General features: G+C 60.5%; 17 protein-coding genes and 1 pseudogene. 8 read left to right on the top strand and 10 right to left on the bottom strand.

Going from position 1 to position 17,667, the window contains the following annotated elements:
- Positions 1–4 precede the first annotated feature (4 nt).
- The 8 genes and pseudogenes from NKL06_RS10410 to NKL06_RS10375 all read left to right on the top strand — a co-directional run bounded on the left by NKL06_RS10410 (position 5) and on the right by NKL06_RS10375 (position 6,007).
- Positions 5–163: a type IV secretion system lipoprotein VirB7 gene (locus tag NKL06_RS10410; RefSeq protein WP_081731658.1), complete on the top strand. Its 159-nt coding sequence runs from the start codon at positions 5–7 to the stop codon at positions 161–163.
- Positions 160–873 (top strand): type IV secretion system protein VirB8, encoded by a 714-nt coding sequence (locus NKL06_RS10405; protein ID WP_023685154.1) that lies wholly within the window; start codon positions 160–162, stop codon positions 871–873. Before NKL06_RS10410 ends, NKL06_RS10405 begins: the two co-directional genes overlap by 4 nt.
- Complete coding sequence (locus NKL06_RS10400; protein WP_023673701.1) at positions 870–1,754, top strand: TrbG/VirB9 family P-type conjugative transfer protein; 885 nt, start codon at positions 870–872, stop codon at positions 1,752–1,754. The genes NKL06_RS10405 and NKL06_RS10400 overlap by 4 nt, the downstream gene beginning before the upstream one ends.
- Complete coding sequence (virB10, locus tag NKL06_RS10395; RefSeq protein ID WP_023708086.1) at positions 1,747–2,886, top strand: type IV secretion system protein VirB10; 1,140 nt, start codon at positions 1,747–1,749, stop codon at positions 2,884–2,886. Before NKL06_RS10400 ends, virB10 begins: the two co-directional genes overlap by 8 nt.
- Entirely contained in the window at positions 2,870–3,910 is a 1,041-nt protein-coding gene (virB11, locus tag NKL06_RS10390; protein WP_023673699.1) for a P-type DNA transfer ATPase VirB11, read from the top strand. Before virB10 ends, virB11 begins: the two co-directional genes overlap by 17 nt.
- A gap of 717 nt (positions 3,911–4,627) precedes the next feature.
- On the top strand, positions 4,628–5,314 hold the full coding sequence (locus NKL06_RS10385) for a response regulator (RefSeq protein ID WP_031210826.1): 687 nt from the start codon (positions 4,628–4,630) through the stop codon (positions 5,312–5,314).
- 207 nt (positions 5,315–5,521) lie between these two features.
- A pseudogene (locus NKL06_RS10380) lies at positions 5,522–5,611 on the top strand (IS6 family transposase); the annotation flags it as partial.
- Between the two features lie 213 nt (positions 5,612–5,824).
- Positions 5,825–6,007 carry a hypothetical protein gene (locus NKL06_RS10375; RefSeq protein ID WP_280939980.1) on the top strand — a complete coding sequence of 61 codons (183 nt, stop codon included), beginning with the start codon at positions 5,825–5,827 and terminating at the stop codon, positions 6,005–6,007.
- Between the two features lie 662 nt (positions 6,008–6,669).
- On the opposite strand, the gene groL is transcribed toward NKL06_RS10375, so the two are convergent.
- The 10 genes from groL to nadA all read right to left on the bottom strand — a co-directional run bounded on the left by groL (position 6,670) and on the right by nadA (position 17,620).
- Positions 6,670–8,331 carry a chaperonin GroEL gene (gene groL, locus NKL06_RS10370; protein ID WP_352580237.1) on the bottom strand — a complete coding sequence of 554 codons (1,662 nt, stop codon included), beginning with the start codon at positions 8,329–8,331 and terminating at the stop codon, positions 6,670–6,672.
- A 63-nt stretch (positions 8,332–8,394) separates the two neighbouring features.
- On the bottom strand, positions 8,395–8,691 hold the full coding sequence (gene groES, locus NKL06_RS10365; RefSeq protein ID WP_019863563.1) for a co-chaperone GroES: 297 nt from the start codon (positions 8,689–8,691) through the stop codon (positions 8,395–8,397).
- A 431-nt stretch (positions 8,692–9,122) separates the two neighbouring features.
- Positions 9,123–10,106 carry a 3-oxopimeloyl-[acyl-carrier-protein] synthase BioZ gene (gene bioZ, locus NKL06_RS10360; RefSeq protein WP_023694886.1) on the bottom strand — a complete coding sequence of 328 codons (984 nt, stop codon included), beginning with the start codon at positions 10,104–10,106 and terminating at the stop codon, positions 9,123–9,125.
- Positions 10,103–11,368, bottom strand: coding sequence for an adenosylmethionine--8-amino-7-oxononanoate transaminase (locus NKL06_RS10355; RefSeq protein WP_023694887.1), 1,266 nt, complete (start codon positions 11,366–11,368; stop codon positions 10,103–10,105). The genes bioZ and NKL06_RS10355 overlap by 4 nt, the downstream gene beginning before the upstream one ends.
- The gene (bioD, locus tag NKL06_RS10350; RefSeq protein ID WP_023673640.1) at positions 11,368–12,003 is read right to left on the bottom strand and encodes a dethiobiotin synthase; all 636 of its coding nucleotides are present in this window, start codon (positions 12,001–12,003) and stop codon (positions 11,368–11,370) included. Before bioD ends, NKL06_RS10355 begins: the two co-directional genes overlap by 1 nt.
- The gene (locus tag NKL06_RS10345; RefSeq protein ID WP_023694888.1) at positions 12,000–13,151 is read right to left on the bottom strand and encodes an 8-amino-7-oxononanoate synthase; all 1,152 of its coding nucleotides are present in this window, start codon (positions 13,149–13,151) and stop codon (positions 12,000–12,002) included. Before NKL06_RS10345 ends, bioD begins: the two co-directional genes overlap by 4 nt.
- The gene (bioB, locus tag NKL06_RS10340; protein ID WP_031203143.1) at positions 13,148–14,161 is read right to left on the bottom strand and encodes a biotin synthase BioB; all 1,014 of its coding nucleotides are present in this window, start codon (positions 14,159–14,161) and stop codon (positions 13,148–13,150) included. Before bioB ends, NKL06_RS10345 begins: the two co-directional genes overlap by 4 nt.
- Before the next feature lie 92 nt (positions 14,162–14,253).
- Positions 14,254–15,108, bottom strand: a complete 855-nt coding sequence (gene nadC / locus NKL06_RS10335) for a carboxylating nicotinate-nucleotide diphosphorylase (protein ID WP_023673637.1) — start codon at positions 15,106–15,108, stop codon at positions 14,254–14,256.
- Complete coding sequence (locus tag NKL06_RS10330; protein ID WP_023694889.1) at positions 15,105–16,649, bottom strand: L-aspartate oxidase; 1,545 nt, start codon at positions 16,647–16,649, stop codon at positions 15,105–15,107. The genes nadC and NKL06_RS10330 overlap by 4 nt, the downstream gene beginning before the upstream one ends.
- Complete coding sequence (gene nadA, locus NKL06_RS10325) at positions 16,646–17,620, bottom strand: quinolinate synthase NadA (protein ID WP_023673635.1); 975 nt, start codon at positions 17,618–17,620, stop codon at positions 16,646–16,648. The genes NKL06_RS10330 and nadA overlap by 4 nt, the downstream gene beginning before the upstream one ends.
- Between the last annotated feature and the right edge of the window lie 47 nt (positions 17,621–17,667).

The raw sequence follows: 17,667 nt of genomic DNA, 5'->3' as shown, positions 1-17,667 counted from the left end.
AAACATGAAATATTGCCTACTTCTGTCAATCCTCGCTTTGGCCGCCTGCAAGACGAGCCATGGGCTTGCGACATGCGCGGGTGCCCCATTCCAACTGAACGTGGGACAATGGGAAACCACCCCTGAGGATCTTCAGGTCCAATGCGCGGAAGAGCCAAAGTGAAAGTTCCTGAACATGCCCTTCTGGTGGAGAGAGAAACGCTAGCCGCCCACTATAAGAAGGTGGAAGCGTTTCAAACTTCACGAGCGAAGTCTGCGCGGCGCCTGTCAAAGGCCCTGATAGCCTTTGCCGCAGCGGCGGTCCTAGGAAATGTTGCCCAGGCATTTACCATTGCTGCCATGGTCCCGTTGGCCAAGCTCGTACCTGTGTTCCTCTGGGTCCGGCCGGATGGGACCGTCGACAGCGAAGTGTCAGTCTCTCGACTGCCGGCAACCCAAGACCGAGCCGTCATAAATGCTTCGCTGTGGGAATATGTACGCCTGCGCGAGGGGTACACAGCAGATACAGCCCAATACGCCTATGACCTCGTATCCAGTTTCAGCGCGCCGGCTGTGCGACAGCAATATCAAGATTTCTTCAACTATCCGAATCCCACCTCGCCGCAAGTCACGGTCGGCAAACGCGGCAAGCTCGAGGTCGGGCATATTTCTTCAAACGACATCAGTCCGGACGTTCAACAGATCCGTTACAAACGTTCGCTTGTTGTCGATGGGCAGATGCCGATAGTGACCACCTGGACAGCTACCATCCGCTACGAGCGCTTGACGGGTCTGCCTGGGCAATCGAGGCTCACCAATCCGGGAGGTCTACTCGTCACTTCCTATCAAAGCTCGGAAGATAGCGTATCGAACCTGGGCTATGTGCAGCCATGACAAAAAGAGCGTTTCTCGCGCTGGTCTGTTCACTCTTCTTAACGATGGAAGCGTCAGCGGAAGACACACCACTTGCCGGCAAGCATGATGCGCGCATGCGCTACCTGGCTTACCGTCCTGACGAAGTGGTGCGCCTGTCTACCGCAGTGGGGGCAACGCTGGTTGTCACATTCGCGGCCAACGAGACAGTCGCAGCCGTGGCCGTTTCCAATAGCAAAGACCTGGCTGCGCTCCCGCGCGCCAACTATCTCTTTTTTAAGGCTAGCCGGATGCTCCCGCCGCAGCCGGTCGTCGTGCTGGCCGAGAGTGAGTCCGGTACACGGAGATACGTCTTCAGTATTTCAACGAGAGCGATGCCAAAACTCGATGAGCAGCAACCTGACCTATACTACAGTGTGCAGTTCACCTATCCTGCTGATGAGGCTGCTGCTCAGAGAAAGGACGCAGAAAGGCGCTCGATTCTTGGTCAGGCCCGGGCGAAAGTGCTGCGCGACGAGAGAGTTCAGGATTTGTTGAATCGGCCCGCCGCAACTACCAGTCCGGACGAAAGCAATTTTCACTACGTCGCAAAGGGCGATCGATCGCTGGCGCCGCTGGAAGTTTTCGATAATGGCTTTACCACCGTATTTGGCTTCGCAAGCAATTCCCGCATACCCTCCCTCTACATTATCAATCCCGACGGCAAGGAAGCCGCTGCCAATTACACGGTCAAAGGAGACTATGTTGAAGTATCCGCAGTCGCCCGGGAATGGCGTCTGAGAGATGGCAATACGGTCTTGTCCATTTTCAACAGGGCTTATGACCCTGTGGGACGAGCGCCAGGGACCGGTACAGTGACACCCGACGTGTGGCGCGTTTTGAAAGGCCCGGCCGATGAATGAAACCGGCCCACAGTCGGGACATGATGTCCATGCCTCAGGATCGATGGTCTCGGAGCCGGCCCGCCGGCATGTTTCGGGATTGCAGAAGTTGGCCGTCGCTGCTCTTGTTCTCATCTCATCTCTATCGCTCATCTGGCTCGGCGGTCGTCCCAGCACACAAGACGAGCCAACTCAGCCAAAACCTCCAATTGTCGCCGACGCCGAGCCATTCCGCCCCGTGCCGATTGAGATTGCTCCCGAAGCTCCAGCACCCGTACAGGCGGCGCAGGCAGGAGATTCTGCGCCATCCACGCCGCCTCCGACGCCAGCTGATCCGCCGCCGGAGGAAACACCAATTTTCGCCTACAGTGGCAGCGGTCAAATGCCCAACGACGGTCAGCGGAGCGAAGACAACCATAGGGATGCTCCCGCGACCTCGCATGAGATTTCAGACGCTGGCGATCTGACGGGGCGATTGAAACCAGATATACAGGAGCCAAGCCGGGCCACACTTTTGCCGCACCCTGATCTCGTGATTACCCAAGGAACGATAATTCCCTGCATTTTGCAAACGGCAGTCGACACAAATTTACCGGGTTATGTGAAGTGCGTCTTACCTAAAGACGTCCGCGGCGCCACCAACAACGTGGTGCTTTTGGATCGCGGGACGACCGTGATTGGCGAGATCCAGCGTGGTCTCCAACAGGGGGATGCGCGTGTCTTCGTGCTGTGGACGCGCATCGAAACGCCTGACCATGCCCTCGTTTCGCTAGCGTCGCCGGGCGCTGACGAGCTCGGCCGCTCCGGAATGCCTGGCACGGTGGATAATCACTTCTGGCAGCGCTTTGGCGGAGCAATGCTCATGAGCGTCATTCAAGGCGCGTTTCAGGCCGCCGGTCAATACGCTGGCAGCTCAGGTGGAGGAAGCGGCATCAACAGCTTCCAGAGCAACGCCGGACAAGCCGTTGACACGACCCTTAGAGCAACGATCAACGTTCCGCCAACTCTGAAGAAAAACCAGGGAGATGCTGTATCCATCTTTGTGGCTCGGGACCTCGATTTCTCAGATGTATACGATCTTAGACCGATCGCCGTGGCGCCAGCCCCCCAACATCGCCAACGCCGGAGAGACAACAATGCGACCGGAGGCTGACCCTCAATTGCGTTTGCTTCTCAACCCTGTTTTGAAATGGCTTGAGGAGCCAAGGACCGAAGAGGTCGCTATCAACCGGCCTGGGGAAGCCTTTGTCCGACAGGCCGGCGTTTTCACGAAACATCCGCTGCCGCTATCTTATGACGATCTGGAGGACATCGCGATCCTCGCTGGAGCGCTGCGCAAGCAAGATGTCGGACCGCAAAGCCCCCTCTGTGCGACTGAGCTGCCGAACGGAGAGCGGCTGCAGATCTGTTTACCGCCCGCTGTTCCCTCAGGAACAATAAGCCTGACGATACGGCGTCCCTCAAGTCGTGTGACCGAACTCAAGGAAGTTTCTTCTCGCTACGAATACTCGCGTTGGAATCAATGGCGGTCACGAAAGGAGCGCCAAGAGCGGCAGGACGAAACGATTCTTCAGCACTACGACCATGGTGACTTGGAGCAATTTTTGCGAGCATGCGTTTGCGGGCGGCTCACGATGCTGCTTTGCGGACCTACTGGAAGCGGCAAAACGACAATGAGCAAGACTTTGATCAACGCTATACCCCCGCAAGAGAGGCTGATAAGTATCGAGGACACGCTCGAACTTGCAATCCCGCACGAGAACCATGTCCGGTTACTTTATCCGAAGGACCGAGCAAGCGTAGGTGCGGTGACAGCCGAGCAACTGTTGCAAGCCAGCTTGCGCATGCGCCCTGACCGAATATTGCTTGGCGAGATGCGCGATGATGCTGCTTGGGCCTACCTTAGCGAAGTCGTCTCCGGCCATGCGGGATCAATATCAACGATTCATGGGGCGGATCCGGTCCAAGGCTTTAAAAAGCTCTTTTCACTCGTCAAGAGCAGCCCGCAAGGAGCTGCTGTGGAAGACCACACGCTTCTTGACCTGCTGTCGGCTGCCATTGACGTCATTGTGCCGTTCAGTACCCACGGCGACGTGTATGAGGTGGGGGAGGTGTGGCTCGCCGCCGATGCCCGGCGACGCGGAGAGACAGTAGCCGACCTTCTTAACAAGCACTAAGGCTAGAGCACGTCGGGGATCGGTAGGTCGTTTGTGATACGATGGCGTAATTTGTTCAGATTGAACGTCCACTTTGATTTGAGGGAGGTGGATAATGGGAGGAGGACTGGGCGTAGACCTTCGGTCACAAGTCTGAAGTCTTCGGGCGCCCTGTCGGCGCGGCAAGTTGCGGCACGATTCGACTGGGTGTATCGAGCGCGTCCGCTGAATTGCGCGGGCGACGCTCACCGAGCTGGTGCCGATGCCTGCTTCAAAAGCGGCATCGACACCCGGCAGTCGTACCCTTGATTTACCTAGCCGCGCTCAATGAGTGTCTTCAAAGCCGCCGAACGTGGTTCGGAATGACCGGTGGTAAATCGGGAAGTGCCATATAGGGAATCCTCCTGGTATTGCCTCCAGGGGGTCCTCTCAATGAACAAAGCCGCAACCTGCCCTTGCGACCTCAGCTGGATGTTGCGACGCAACCCATAGGAGGATCGATGCGCAGAGAAATCGCAGGCAGAGTCGGTGGCATTGTGGGCCCGCCGACCGACGGTTTCAGCCCGTCAACAGGTCTTCACGTGTTCCATCCCCGACTATTGCAGGCGTGCGGCTTGCATGCTCCCGCGATCACCCATCGGAAAGAGCGTTACGAACACTACGAAGAGTTGCGCGACTTCCGCTGTCGCCCCGGTCTTACAGCGGACGGTGACCTGTCCGACCTTGATAGGACGTGAAATGCGAACGCTGCTCATTGATCATCATGTGGATCTTACGCGCGCTGTGCGAGTTGCGCTCGGGGATAGCGGTTTTGCCGTTGATGTAGTTGGCAACCTGGAACAGGCATCGAGGGCATTTTGTTGCGCAACCTATGAAATTCTCCTGCTGGAGTTGGCTCTGCCAGATGGCGATGGCTTGGGCTGGCTGAGACAGCTAAGGAGCAACGGGCATTCAGTTCCAACCCTCATTATGAGTAGCATCAACGATCTCGAGAAGCGGATTGCAATTTTCAACGGTGGCGCGGACGACTTTCTGCTCAAGCCCGTCTCTTTCGATGAGCTCATCGCCAGAATGAGAGCCATTCTGCGCCGGTCGACACAGGTGACCGACCCCATCGTTGTATTTGGCAATCTCAATTTCGATCCGATCGGCCGACAGGTTTCCGTCTCGGGTCATCCTCTGAAGATCGCACGCCGCGAACTATGTATTTTGGAGCATCTGCTTATCCGTGCAGGCCGCATCGTGCCTCGTGCGCAGTTGGAAGATCACCTCTATTCGTTCAACGACGAGGTATCTGCCAACGCGCTTGAAGTCGGAATCTATCGCTTACGTGGACACCTGAGAAGGTCAGGTGCAACGCCACGTATCACGACCATGCGCGGCGTTGGTTACATTCTTGAATTGACTGAGGCGGCATCCGCATAGTTGGTCTAAATTGAAAGAACAGACTGCCTGCCCGTCGTCAGGGTGATCTTGTGGCCATAATGGACATCGCGGCCGCCCTTGACGATGGTGTCGGCATGCGGTTCGAACGGCTCTGTCGCAAACCTTTTTGTAAACGAGCATGGCAAGAAAAACGCCTCAGCTGTGGAGGAGCACGTGATGTTCAAGGGCCGCCATTTCGACCAGGCTATCGGCTTCAAGTCGCATGCGAACCGCGTGGTTATCCTCTCCGGCATCGAGATGATCCACATGATGGGCAAGCGACAGGCGAGGTATGCCTACAAGGCTGTCGATCGCTGTTTCGATCTCTCGCTGCCTGACGGACAGGCCGAAATGGCCGTTCACAACCCCATTTCCAGGTTTGCGACAGAGCCTTTTGTCGGCGTTGCCGGCTTCGAAGGGCCGGTGCGCGCCGAGCGGATCAAGATCACCCCCGGCCACCTTGCTGCGGCCACTCGCCGAGTACGAAGCGGCGGCCGGAGGGAGCTGGTGATGACGACCCTAGATCATGACCTGCTGATCGCAATCCTGGATCGGCTGAAGTTTACGGCGATCCGCGACCAGCTCGACACGCTCATGTCGAGCAAGATCGCGCAGTTCCCGTCTGTCCGCGAACTCGACGGCTTCGGCTTCGACGCGCAGCCATCGGTCTGCTTCAGCCAAACGTATTCATAGGTATGGGACAGGCTGCTATGTCCGCCACCCACGCCTGCTCCGAGGCCCTCCAGGGCAATGGTCTGAGACCTGGGCTCAAGCCCTTCGGCGAGGAGGATGAGACGCTGAGGCGTTGCGACTATCATCGCGGCGACACGCAGCTCTTGATTTGTGTGCGAAATCCTCAGCAGATCCATCGGGCTGAGCCGCTCAGCAATTATCAACGAGAATGTCCAGCGGCAGATCAAGGATACTCAGAGGAGGAAACGTTCTTGAGGCTCAGAGCGCGTCTGCTCCACTATAGATCAGGATGATTCACCGGGCCCTTCAACGCCAGCCGCCGGTTCCGACGAGAGAATTGTCCCTGATATCACGCTCGAGATGGGCGCCTTGCCACGCTCCTCAATGCCCCTCATGATTCACCGCCTATAGCTACCAACTGAATGAATCATCGTGATTGTCGCGCAGCGGAATCCTCAAGGATCGGGCAGTTCGTAGGGGGCGCCGGTTTGACCAGGTTGAGCCCGCGAATTGCTCGATCGGACAAGATCCTAATTCTCGACCATGCGGTGAGGCTCGAACGAGATCCTCGGGACGCACTCCAAGGTTTCGATCATGTTCGGCACACAAGGAAAGGGCGGCATTGCTGCCGCCCTGTCCGCTGTAAGTTGATAGGGGCTGGATTAAAAATCCATACCGCCCATCCCGCCCATGCCGCCCATACCGCCGCCCATGCCGCCAGGCATGCCGCCGCCAGCTGACTCCTTCTTCGGAGCCTCCGCGATCATGGCTTCGGTGGTGACGAGCAGGCCGGCGACCGAGGCCGCGTCCTGGAGGGCAGTGCGAACGACCTTGACCGGATCGACGATACCCATGGCGATCATGTCGCCATATTCGCCGGTCTGGGCGTTGTAGCCGTAGGTCGCGCCCTTGTTGTCGAGGATCTTGCCGGCGACGATCGAAGCTTCCGCACCTGCGTTCGAAGCGATCTGACGGGCCGGAGCCTGCAGTGCACGGCGAACGATGTTGATGCCGGCAGCCTGGTCGGCATTGACGCCGGTGACCTTGATGTTGGCCGAAGCGCGCAGCAGTGCGACGCCGCCGCCTGCAACGATGCCTTCTTCCACGGCCGCGCGGGTCGCGTTGAGGGCGTCATCGACGCGGTCCTTCTTTTCCTTGACTTCGACTTCCGTCGCGCCGCCGACGCGGATCACCGCAACGCCGCCGGCGAGCTTCGCCAGACGTTCCTGCAGCTTCTCCTTGTCGTAATCCGACGTGGTCTCTTCGATCTGCTGCTTGATCTGGGCAACGCGGCCCTGGATCTCGTCCTTCTTGCCGGCGCCGTCGACAATGGTGGTGTTCTCCTTGGAGATCGACACCTTCTTGGCGCGGCCGAGCATGTTGAGGCCGACATTCTCGAGCTTGATGCCGAGGTCTTCCGAAATGACCTGGCCACCGGTGAGGATGGCGATGTCTTCCAGCATGGCCTTGCGGCGATCACCGAAGCCCGGCGCCTTGACGGCGGCGATCTTCAGGCCACCGCGCAGCTTGTTGACGACCAGCGTGGCCAGAGCCTCGCCTTCGACGTCTTCCGAGATGATGAGCAGCGGCTTGGAGGTCTGCACGACGGCTTCGAGAACCGGCAGCATGGCCTGGAGGTTGGACAGCTTCTTCTCGTGCAGGAGGATGTAGACGTCCTCGAGCTCGGCAACCATCTTGTCGGCGTTGGTGACGAAGTAGGGCGAGAGATAGCCGCGGTCGAACTGCATGCCTTCGACGACTTCCAGCTCGGTCTCGGCGGTCTTGGCTTCTTCAACCGTGATGACGCCTTCATTGCCGACCTTCTGCATCGCTTCGGCGATCATCTTGCCGACCGACTCGTCGCCATTGCCGGCGATCGTGCCGACCTGGGCAACTTCCTCGGAGGTCTTGATCTTCTTGGCAGCGTTGCCGAGAGCCGCGACGACTTCGGTCACGGCCAGGTCGATGCCGCGCTTCAGGTCCATCGGGTTCATGCCGGCGGCAACCGCCTTGTTACCTTCCTGGACGATCGACTGCGCCAGAACGGTCGCGGTCGTGGTGCCATCACCGGCGATGTCGTTGGTCTTCGAAGCAACTTCGCGGATCATCTGCGCGCCCATGTTTTCGAACTTGTCGGAAAGTTCGATTTCCTTGGCGACGGTGACGCCGTCCTTGGTGATGCGCGGTGCGCCGAACGACTTATCGATGACGACGTTGCGGCCCTTGGGACCGAGGGTCACCTTCACCGCGTCGGCGAGGATGTTGATGCCGTGAAGCATGCGCTCGCGCGCGTCGCGGGAGAATTTTACGTCTTTGGCAGCCATTTTTTAGCTCCTGGCAGGGGCTTGCGATCAAGCCCGAAATTCAGTTGACGGTGAGGCCGATAATCAGCCGATGATGCCCATAATGTCGGATTCCTTCATGATCAGAAGGTCTTCGCCATTGAGCTTGACTTCGGTGCCCGACCACTTGCCGAACAGGATGCGGTCGCCGGCCTTGACGTCCAGCGGGACCAGCTTGCCGGCTTCGTCGCGAGCGCCGGAGCCGACGGCGATGATCTCGCCTTCCTGCGGCTTTTCCTTCGCCGTATCCGGGATGATGATCCCGCCGGCGGTCTTGGATTCGGATTCGACCCGGCGTACGACCACGCGGTCATGCAGCGGCCGGAAATTCGACTTTGCCATTTTTGGATTTCCTTGGTGCGGATGTTGAACGGTGCTCCGTTGCCGGAGCATGCCTAGCACTCAGCCGAAGCGAGTGCTAACGCGGCAATAGATAAGCCGCAGGCTCCTGCTAGTCAAGACGGAAGAGCAAAGAGCAAAGAGAAAAGAGAAGACAGCAAAGAGCAGCCAGCAAAGAGCGTGTAAGCATCGAGCCTTTTATGTGAACAATGTCGGGTATCCGACATATATGGGGCGGCTCACCCTTTGTAATTGAGCTTTATTCAGATGGTACGATTGGTGCAACGGGTGTTGCATTTGAACTCATCCAGAGGCTCGCACGGGTCGTGCTGCGTCAGCTTGGTCATGTCGAGCTTCAGAAGGCCATTTTTTGGCATTGGTTCTGTTGCTCCTATTGCCATTCATGACCAATCCTGCGCGCGTGAGCCGGCCGGCTAGATTCCAACCACGAGAGCGCCGCCGCTGAGACCCGCACCCGCCGCCGCCAGAAGGATTTTCTCTCCTGGCTGGAATGGCTTCATCTGGTTGGCGAGCGAGAGCGACAGCGGGACCGTCGCGGCCGAAGAGTTGCCGTATTCGGCAATCGTCTTGACAATTGCTTGGTCCGCAATGCCGAGGTTTCTTCCGACCGCGCCGAAAATCCGAGTATTGGCCTGATGCGGCACAAACCGGCCGACATTGTGTGGCCGCACTCCCGCAGTGGCTAGCGCGGCTGTCGAGCAATCGGTCATCATCTCGACGGCCTTTGCGAACACTTCGGGCCCGTCGGTCATCGTCATCCGGGTCTGCCCGAGGTCGAGGTCGCCATGGAACGGCGTGTTGCTTCCTCCTGCGGGAATCTGGATCAGCCCGTAGCGCGAGCCGTCCGAAGCCACCGAGGCACCGAGAATGCCCCGATCAGCATCATCGCACTGACCGATCACCAGGGCGCCGGCGGCATCGGCGAACAAGGCTGAGCTCGCGCGCTCGGCTGGATTGATGCGGCGGCTGAGGATGTTGGCGGCGATGACCAGCGCTGGTTTGCCATGCAGGCGGGTGAACCCGTCCGCAAACATGAGCGCATAGATGAAGCCGGCGCAGGCGCCGGTCAGATCGACCGCGCCTGCGCGGCCAAGGCCAAGCTTGTGTGCGACCAGCGGCGCGCTTGGCGGCAGAAGATGGTCGGGCGTCGAGGTGGCAAGCAACAGCAGACCGATGTCGTGGCGCGCAATACCGGCGTTCACCAGCGCCATGTCGCCAGCCCGGGTGGCAAGACCCGACAGCGTGTCTTCGTCCGTTGCCCAGAAGCGCGAACGGATTCCGGTACGCCTTTCGATCCAGCCCGGCTCGAGGCCGAGATTGCTCTCGATCTCGGCATTGGCCACCTTGCGCCCAGGCACGTGATGGCCAAGTCCGAGAATGCGCGACGACTTGCTCATGGCCTTGACCCGAAGCGTTCCCCAGCCTCCTCGATGGCGTCATAGAGTCGTTCGAGCTCGTCGCCTGCGATGCAATAGGGTGGCAGAAGGTAGAGGACATTGCCGAGCGGGCGCACAAGCAGGCCGCGCTCGAGGAAGAAAGCGCGCAGCTTCGGACCAATCTCGGCGAGATAACCTGCTGAACCGGTTCGCAGGTCGAGCGCCGCGATCGTTCCCGTGGCTCGACAGTCGACAAAATATGGATTGTCCCGAAAGCGTTGCAGCCCGACGGCCTGCATCACGCTCAAGGCCGTGATCCGCCCGGCCACTGGCTCGTCGCGCCAGATCTCGACATTGGCGAGTGCTGCCGCACAGGCAATCGGATTGGCGGTGTAGGAGCTCGAATGGAAAAACGTCTTCTTCCGGTCCTCGGAATAGTGCGCCCGGAAGATGGCATCGGTGACAAGCGTTACGGCCAGCGGGATGGTGCCGCCGGTCAAGCCTTTGGAGGTGCACAGGATATCTGGAGAAATCGATGCCTGCTCGCAGGCGAACATGGTTCCGGTGCGTCCCCAGCCGGTCATCACCTCGTCGGCGATCAGCAGCGAGCCGGAGGCCTCAGTGATCTTCTTCAATTCGGCCAGAACCGATGCTGGATACATCAGCATGCCGCCGGCGCCCAGCACCAGCGGCTCGACGATCAAGGCTGCGGCTCGTCGATCGCGGGTCACAGCCTCGAAACGATCCAGCGTCTCCTGCTCGTGCCCCGCGGCCGGAAAGGGGATGATGTCGACCTCGAACAGCAAGGGTTCATAGGCGGCGTTGAACACGCCACGCGCACCGACGCTCATCGTTCCAATCGTGTCACCATGATAGCTGTGCTCCATGACGACGATGCGCGAGCGCGGCGCGCCGATGTTGCGGAAATAACCGAGCGCCATCTTCAGCGCGACTTCGACTGAGGTCGAGCCACTGTCGGAATAGAACACCCAGTCGAGTCCAGCGGGAGCGAGGCCGACAAGCGCCTTGGCCAAGCGCTCTGCCGGCTCGTGCGTGAAGCCCGCAAAGATAATCTGGTCGAGGCTCGACGCGGTTGTCTCGATTGCCTTCATGATGCGGGGATGGCGGTGGCCATGTGTGACGACCCACCAGGAGGAGATGGCGTCCAGGATGCGGGCGCCGTCGGCCCTGTGGAGATAGGCGCCCTCAGTCAGGACGATTTCTGGGATCGCAGGCTCGAGTGCGTGCTGGGTGAAGGGATGCCACACATGAGACTGCGACATCAGTCACCTCCAGTAATCGAGGCGAAGGCGAAGCCGGCAACCATTGCGTCCCTCAGTGTTTTGCCCGTCAGCACATCGAGGTGCGGCAGCCTGCCGAGCTGCGGGGCACCGCTGAATTCCACGATGGTCCGTTGCGTATCGGCCATCTCATCGCCGATGAAAGCGATGCCCGCCAACGGGATGGAGCGGGCGCGGAGCGCCTCGACCGATAGCAAGGTGTGGTTGATGGTGCCGAGTGTGGTGCGGGCGCACAGAATAACGGGCAGCCGCCATTCAGCGAAGATGTCGATTAACCTTGTGCGCCGGTTGAGCGGCACCATTAGGCCGCCGGAGCCTTCGATGACGAGCGGCGTCGGTAGGACGGGAAAAGCAAGATCGGCAGCCTTGATCGCCACGCCGTCGATCTCGGCCGAACGATGTGGCGACAGCGGGCTCCGCAAGCGGTAGGCTTCCGGCAGCACGCGCTCTGAGGGCAAGCCGGCAAGCCGCGCGACAACCTCGCTGTCGGTCTCGCCGTCGAGGCCCGATTGCACCGGTTTCCAGTAAAAGCCGTCCAGCAAACCGGCGAGCCCAGCCGCAAACACGGTCTTGCCAACTCCGGTATCCGTTCCGGTGATGACGATGCGTTGGGTCATATCGCCTCCGGTGATGTTTCGGCCAACACCTCGACCAGCGCCTCGACCATGGCGGAAATGTCGGCTTCGCCAATATTGAGCGTCAGTGAGATGCGCAGCCGCGACGTGCCCTCGGGCACGGTCGGAGGACGAACGCCGCGTATGTCGAAGCCGCGGGCCTGCAGGCGCGCCGCCACTGCCATGGTGCGCCTGACATCGCCGATTACTAAGGGCTGGATCTGAGAGCCACTTGGTGTCACACCCCAGCGATTGACCAACCGGCCGGCGCTGGCGACGCGTTCATGCAGCTGAAAACGCCGCATAGGCTCGTCGGCGAGCATTGCGAGTGCCTCGCGCGCCACGACCGCCATCAGAGGCGATGGCGCGGTTGCGTAGATGAATGGCCGGCAACGGTTGATCAGATATTCGCACAGTGCCCTCGGCCCGGTGACGAGCCCACCAGATGCGCCGAGCGCCTTGCCGCAGGTGTGGAGCGCTATGATGTTGTCGCGGCCCTCGAAAGCGGCGGCAAGCCCCCGGCCATCCGGTCCCCAGACGCCGGTGGCATGCGCCTCATCAATGACGATGAATGCGCCGTGCCGATCGGCAAGTGCGACCAGGCTCTCCAAAGGCGCGCAGTCGCCATCCATGCTGTAAAGGCTTTCCACCGCGATCCAGACGCATCCCATGCCGCCTGCGACGCGCCAACGTGTAATCGCATCCTCGACAGCGGTGGCGTCGTTGTGCGCGGCCAGCACGAACTGTGCGCGCCCGGCCTGCGCACCCTCATGCATGCTGGCATGGGCGAGCTCATCGACAACCAAAAGATCGCCCTTCTGCGGCAGGGCGCTCAGCAGAGCGAAGTTGGCGATGTAGCCGCTGCCGAAGAACAGCGCGCGGTCGGCTCCAAAGAATGCCGCCGCGTCTGCCTCGAGCTGCTCGTGTTCCGGTGCATTGCCGCGCAACAGCCGCGACCCGGTGGCGCCAACCGGCGTGCCCCGCGCAATCGCCGCCACAACCGCATCGCCAAGTCTTCTGGACGCGGCCAGCCCGAGATAGTCGTTCGACGAGAAGTCCAGCCCGGCGCGGGGCGAAAGCGTCCGCAGCCGGTCCTTGCGCGCTAGCCCCTGCAAGGTCGCATCATAACGGGCAAGCGGCGCCCCGTTCATTGCGCCTCGAGTTCCATCGGATCGATGCCAAGGCGCCGGAACAGCAGGGTATCCTTGTCCTCACCGGGATTGTCCGCCGTCAGCAGCGTGTCGCCGAAGAAGATCGAGTTGGCGCCGGCAAAAAAGCACAGCGCCTGCATCTCGTCAGTCATCGCGGTGCGGCCGGCGGACAGACGGACATGCGATTTCGGCATCATGATGCGCGCCAGCGCGATCACGCGCACGAATTCGATCGGCTCAATGGGCTTGGCGTCTGCAAGCGGCGTACCGGCGATCGGGATCAGCATGTTGATCGGAACGCTTTGCGGATGTTCCGGCAGATTGGCCAGCGTCACCAGCATGTCGATCCGGTCCACCGGCTCCTCGCCCATGCCGACAATGCCTCCACAGCAGACCTTGATGCCGGATTTGCGAACGTGGTCAAGCGTCTCGAGCCGCTCGGCAAAGCTCCGCGTACCGATGATCTCGCTATAGTAGCGTTCTGACGTATCGATGTTGTGGTTGTAGTAGTCGAGGCCCGCCTGCTTCAGTCGAGCGGCTTGCTCAAGATCGAGCATGCCGAGTGTCATGCAGGTCTCCAGGCCCAGCGCCTTGACGCCTTCGACCATCGCCACCACCGCATCCATGTCGCGCGCCTTGGGGTTTCGCCAGGCCGCGCCCATGCAATAACGGGTGGCGCCGGCATCACGCGCCTTGGTCGCTTCGGCGATGACGCGCCTGACATCCATCAGCTTGGACGCCTCCAACCCGGTTTCGTGACGCGCCGACTGGCTGCAATAGCCACAATCCTCCGGGCATCCTCCGGTCTTGATGCTGAGCAGCCGGCTGAGCTGGACCTTGTTTGGATCGAAATTCTGGCGGTGCACCGTTTGCGCCAGGAAGAGGAGATTGTTGAAGGGGGCATGGTAAAGTGCCTGAGCCTTCTCCAAGGTCCACGCTCCAGGGTCAGGGGGGTCAAGAGATTTGGCCTGTGGCGGTGTCTGCGTTGAACTTGCCGTTTGCATCTCCATGCTGTTCCTCCGGTCTGTCTTGCGGGTCTTTGCTATCTGACTATGATGATCGGAAAGGACAGTTGACCCAATCCTGTTCGTTACTCAGACAATCATGAGCCCCGATGGTCGAGGCCGATATCCAGGATCGGCGCGCTGTGGATGAGTCGGCCGACCGAAATCAGATCAACGCCGGTCGCGGCAACCGCTCGCGCTGTATGCGACGTGATCCCGCCAGAAGCCTCGGTGATAGCGCGGCCACCGACCATTGCGACGGCGCGGCGAAGATCGGGGAGGGACATGTTGTCGAGCAGAACCGCATCGGGAGCGAAGCCAAGTACCTCCTCCAACTGGGCCAGAGTATCGACCTCGACTTCGATCTTGACGAGATGACCGGCTGCTCTTCGTGCTCGCTCGAGCGCTGGCCGGACGCCGCCTGCGATGGCGATGTGGTTGTCCTTGATCAAAATTGCATCGTCCAGACCGAAGCGGTGATTGGACCCGCCACCTGCGCGCACGGCATACTTTTCGACTGCCCGCAATCCGGGCGTCGTCTTGCGGGTGCAGACGATCTTCGCGCCATATCCACGAACCGCAGCGACCATCGATGCCGTTGCTGTGGCGATGCCGCTCAGATGGCACAAAAAATTGAGTGCCGTCCTTTCGGCTGTGAGAATGGCCCGGGCCGGGCCAACCACTGATGCAATGACCTCTCCATCCACGACATTGCAGCCGTCTGCCCGCTCCACGGAGATTTCGACACCAGGATCAATCAAGCCGAAAGCGAGCATCGCCAGATCGATGCCGGCGACAACTCCGGACTGTCGCGCCACCAACACGGTTCCCGCTTGGCATTCCTTCGGGACGATGGCGTCCGTGGTCAAGTCGCCGGCTCTGCCAAGGTCTTCAAGAAGAGATGCCCGTACAAGCGGCTCAAGCAGGACCGTGGGGAGCGGTGAGAGCATCATCCCTTTGCACCTTCGGAGCTTGGCGAGTGTCCGAGTTCCCGCGCAGCCGCCAAGGCGGCTTCGAGCGTGATTTCGGACCGTCGGGCGGCAGTCGCATGATGAGGAAAATCTGTCCGGTAATGAGCGCCGCGGCTTTCTTCGCGCAACAAGGCGACAACAGCAATCATTAGCCCGACAGCCGCCGGATCCGAGACCGCATCCTTGCTTTCGGCGAGCGGCAATAAGGCACGCGCGGCTGCTTTCAACGCTTGACCATCCCGGACGATGCCGAGTGCGCGCGACAGAAAAACGCGCACGGCTATCGGAGCGGGCGGTGGGTAAACGTTCGCAAACGCAGGCCTTGTTCTGCGCGCAGGCGTTCCGGCGACGCTTTCAGCGACCCAGCGGGCGCACACGATTGCCTCCGTCAAGGAATTGCTGGCGAGCCTGTTGGCGCCATGCAGTCCTGTCGAAGCGACTTCGCCGCAGGCCCACAGCCCCTTGACGGAGGTCCTGCCCGAGCTGTCCACGGCAACGCCACCCATGTGGTAGTGTTGGGCCGGACGAATGGGGATGAGATCGCGCGCGGGATTGATGCCCGCTCCAAGGCAGGCTGATGCGATTGTCGGGAAATGTCGAGCGAATGCCGGGCCTGGCCGTTGTCGGGCATCGAGAAAAACATGGTGGCCGTCCGCAAGATGGTTCCACACGGCGCGGGCCAAGACATCGCGAGGCGCAAGTTCCGCCCCGGGCACGCTCTGGAGAAAAGCCTGGCCGGTTTCATCGATCAGGGCAGCACCTTCGCCTCGCACAGCCTCGCTGACCAGCGCCATAGGGCGTTCTGGGCCGTCAAGCGCGGTCGGGTGGAACTGAATGAATTCGAGGTCGGCTAGGACAGCTCCAGCGCGGGCCGCAAGCGCAAGGCCTTGTCCGCAACTGCCCCAAGGGTTCGTGGTGTCGAGAAACAGTCCCCCGATGCCACCGGTGGCGAGAACCACCCGCCGTGAGCCGAAGAAGAAAGGTGCGATCGAACAGCTCGCCCAGACGCCTCGGATCGCATTCTCTCGCACTGCGAGCCGGCGCGCTTCCACGCCCTCCACGACAACTATCGACGGAGTGGAACGCACAGCCGCGATCAGCGCACGCATGATCTCACGCCCGGTGCCGTCCCCATGCGCATGAACGATGCGACGTCGGCTGTGTGCGGCCTCCAATCCGAGGCACAGTGATCCTTCCGGCGTGCGGTCAAAGCGAACCCCAAAGCCCGCAAGCCCCTCTATGGCCTTGGGCGCGGCTTGGAGGATGCGGCTCGCCACGTCTCTGTCGCAGAGACCATCCCCGGCGGCAACCGTATCGGCCAGGTGCATTGCCGGATCGTCGTCTTCGCCGAAACTTGCAGCCAGGCCCCCCTGGGCCCAGGTGCTCGAGTTGTCAGCTCCCAGCAGCGACCTTGACAGAAGAAGCACCGGCTCCGGCGACAGTTGAAGCGCGGTCATCAGTCCGGCGATGCCGCCGCCGATGATGATGGGCCGCCCGAAGAAGCTGCGGAGGTCGGCGCTCAAACTGCCAGCATCCGTTCGACCGCTAGCCGCGCGCGCCCGGCGATCCCGGGTTCGACGGTTACGACATGGTGGTTCTGCTCGAGCGCCGTGCGGATGTTGGCAAGCGTGATCCGCTTCATATGCGGGCACAAATTGCAGGGCCGGATGAACTCGACCTCTGGGTGCGCTAACGCGACGTTGTCGCTCATTGAGCATTCCGTCATCAGCACGACACGTGGCGGCCTTTGCCTTTCGACATAGTCGGACATGGCAGCCGTCGAGCCGGAAAAATCTGCTTCAGCCACGACGTCGGGCGGGCATTCGGGATGGGCGAGCACGACCACGCCGGGATGGCTTTCGCGCAACTCGCGGATGTCGGCCGGTGTAAAGCGCTCATGCACCTCGCAACGCCCTTTCCAGGCGATGATCTGCACATCTGTCTGAGCGGCGATATTCTGGGCCAGATATTCGTCCGGCAACATGATCACCCGGAGAACCCCAAGGGATTCGACGACCGCCTTGGCGTTGCCGGATGTACAGCAGATATCCGACTCGGCCTTCACTTCGGCGGACGTATTTACATAAGTGATGATCGGAACGCCGGGATAACGCTGGCGCATCAAGCGCACGTCTTCTGCCGTGATTGAGTCCGCCAACGAGCAACCGGCGCTGAGATCCGGAATGAGCACGGTCTTGCCCGGATTGAGGAGCTTGGCCGTTTCGGCCATGAAATGGACGCCGGCCAGCACGATGACTTGCGCCTCGACCGTCGCAGCCGTGCGGGCTAGTGCCAAGCTGTCGCCGACGATGTCGGCCACGCAGTGGAAGATCTCGGGCGTCTGATAATTGTGCGCCAGGATGATCGCGTTGCGCTCGCGCTTCAGCGCAAGGATCGCCTCGATATCCTCGGCGAAAGCCGGCCATTCAATCGGCGGGATCACTCGTCGGACGCGCTCGTAGAGCAACGCGGCCGTAGGCAGCATGGCGCCCATCGACCCCCTCCCGCTTATACTCTAACTGAAAATAACCAGCATATACT

Origin of the sequence: Mesorhizobium sp. C268A (genome assembly GCF_040324475.1) — a bacterium.
Taxonomy (GTDB): Bacteria; Pseudomonadota; Alphaproteobacteria; order Rhizobiales; family Rhizobiaceae; genus Mesorhizobium.
This window is presented reverse-complemented; position numbering and strand designations above follow the sequence as displayed.